This window comes from Alloyangia mangrovi, from assembly GCF_002300555.2.
Lineage (GTDB): Bacteria > Pseudomonadota > Alphaproteobacteria > Rhodobacterales > Rhodobacteraceae > Salipiger > Salipiger mangrovi.
Genome location: NZ_NTHN02000121.1, coordinates 1 through 2,120, shown reverse-complemented (window position 1 = coordinate 2,120; position 2,120 = coordinate 1). Strand labels below are relative to the sequence as shown.

Sequence of the window (2,120 nt, the reverse complement as noted above, 5' to 3'; positions counted from 1 at the left end):
GCCTGCGGGCAGAAGGGCGCGCCGGGACAGGCATGGGCGGTCAGCAGCGCGCTGCCGGGCGCGGTGACGAAACCGGGGGGCGGAGGTGCCGGTGCGTCCGCCCAGCAGGCCGAGGAGCCGCCCGGTCATCAGCCGCACCGCCCGCGCGCCGCTGCGTTCGACAAGACCCGAGAGGGTTTTCGCCTGCATGCTGCCGAAGGGCACGCCGAGCAGGCGCCCGCCTTCGATCAGCCCGGGTTCGGGGGCCGCGCCGGGGACACGCGGCGCCACGGTCTGCCATCCGCCGGGGAGCGCAACCCGCCGCAGGTGGCGGGCCATCCGCCCGGCGTCTGCGCCGCCGGTGGCGACGAACCATTGCGCCAGCTCGGCAAGGGCCCCCGCCGCATCGCCTTCCGCGAGAGGACGGCCCTGCGTCGCCCCGTCGGCACGCAGCAGCAGCCCCCCCCGCAGCGTCCAGCTCGAAGCGGAAATCGGCGGAGCCCGACCCGAGCCCGGCCCGCGGCCCGGTGTCGAGCGCAATTCCCATTTTTCCGGGTAGCGGTGGCAGCATGGGCAGGCTTTCCAGCAGCGCCGCGTGAAGCCGGTCGGTCAGATCGCCCGCGCCCCAGCCGGCTGGCATGAGGATGTTGCGCCGGGCCTCGACCTCTGGGTCGGCGTCGATCAGGCCGAGTGCGTCCAGACCCTGCAACAGGGCCGGGAAGGCCGTCTCGGGCACCCCGCGGATCTGCAGGTTGGCGCGGGAGGTCAGCTCCAGCGTTCCGTTGCCATGGGTTTGGGCGAGATCGCAGAGCCCACGCGCCTGCGCGGCGCTCAGCTCGGCGCGGAACGGGCGCACCCGCACCACCAGTCCGTCGCCCGAGCGCATCGGGCGGTGCGCGCCGGGGCACCAGCCTTTGACCAAGGGGGCGCTCACGACCCGTCCTCCAGCGCGTGGATCACCGAGTTCCGGCGGCTCTCCCAGAGCCCGGCCTCGCGCAGCGCGCGGAAGCGGTCCTGCATGGCGGCATGCGCGCCGGGGTTTGCGGCGCGCAGGAAGGCCTCGGTCTCGGGATTGCCGAGCGTCGCCGCGTGGTAGAGGTCGAAGAGATGCCCGCCGACCGCCCCCGCGAGATGCGCGAAGGCGGCCATATGTTCGAGCGTGCCGGCGATCTCGGCGGCGCCGCGGAAACCATGCGCGCGCATCCCAGCGATCCAGCGCGGGTTGGCAGCGCGGGCCTGGACCACGCGGGCGATCTCCTCGGGCAGGGCGCGGGCACGGGGGCGCGCGGGGTCGGTGCTGTCGAGATGGTAGAGCGCGGCCCGCCCGCCGGTCGTGGCCTGCGCAGCGGCAAACCCCGCCTCATGCGCGGCGTAATCGGCGGCGAGCAGCAGGTCGGTCTCGGGCAGGTCCTGCAGGTGCACGAAGGCCTCGGCCTGCGCCACGCGGGCGCGGATCCCGGCCTCGTCGCGGGTCGCGCCCGCGCCGTCCAGTGCCCCATCCAGGGCCCATGCCGAGGCGGCGAGCCAGGCCTCTCCGGCGGCGCGCCGGGCCTCCTCGTCGTAGCTCTCCAGCGCCGCCCCAATGCCCAGCCCGAAGCTGCCGGGCGCCGGGCCGTAGACCCGCGCACCCGGCGCGGTGCCGGCATGGGGGTTCCACTCCGGCGCCTCGTCGCGCGCCGCCAGCGCAGCCACGGCCTGCGCGAAGAGCCCCGAGAGCGTGGGGAAGACATCGCGGAAAAGCCCCGAGACCCGCAGCGTGACGTCGATGCGCGGGCGCTCCAGCTCGGCGATCGGCAGGATCTCGAAGCCGCAGAGCCGGGCCGAGCCTTCGTCCCAGACCGGCCGCACTCCCATGAGGTGCAGCGCCATGGCGAACTCCTCGCCGGCGGTGCGCATGGTGGCCGACCCCCAGAGGTCGACGACCAGCCCGCGCGGCCAGTCGCCGTGGTCCTGCAGGTGGCGGCGCATGAGTTCCTCGGCGAGGGTTACCCCCTGCGCGAAAGCCGCGCGGCTCGGCACCGCGCGCGGGTCGGTGGTATAGAGATTGCGCCCGCTCGGCAGCACGTCGCGGCGCCCGCGCCAGGGCGAGCCCGAGGGGCCCGCCTCGATCCGCCGGCCGTCGAGCGCGGCGATGAAGCCCG

Annotated in this window: 1 protein-coding gene and 2 pseudogenes; all 3 read right to left on the bottom strand. The window is 75.2% G+C overall.

All coding sequences use genetic code 11. The annotated features are described in order from the left end of the window. Positions 1-519 (bottom strand): annotated as a pseudogene (locus tag CLG85_RS26965) (hypothetical protein); the annotation flags it as partial. 163 nt (positions 520-682) lie between these two features. Next, positions 683-865 (bottom strand): annotated as a pseudogene (locus CLG85_RS27965) (ferredoxin-like domain-containing protein); the annotation flags it as partial. Between the two features lie 44 nt (positions 866-909). Further along, on the bottom strand, positions 910-2,120 hold a 1,211-nt coding region (locus CLG85_RS26960), incomplete at its 5' end, for a cobaltochelatase subunit CobN (protein WP_260350371.1).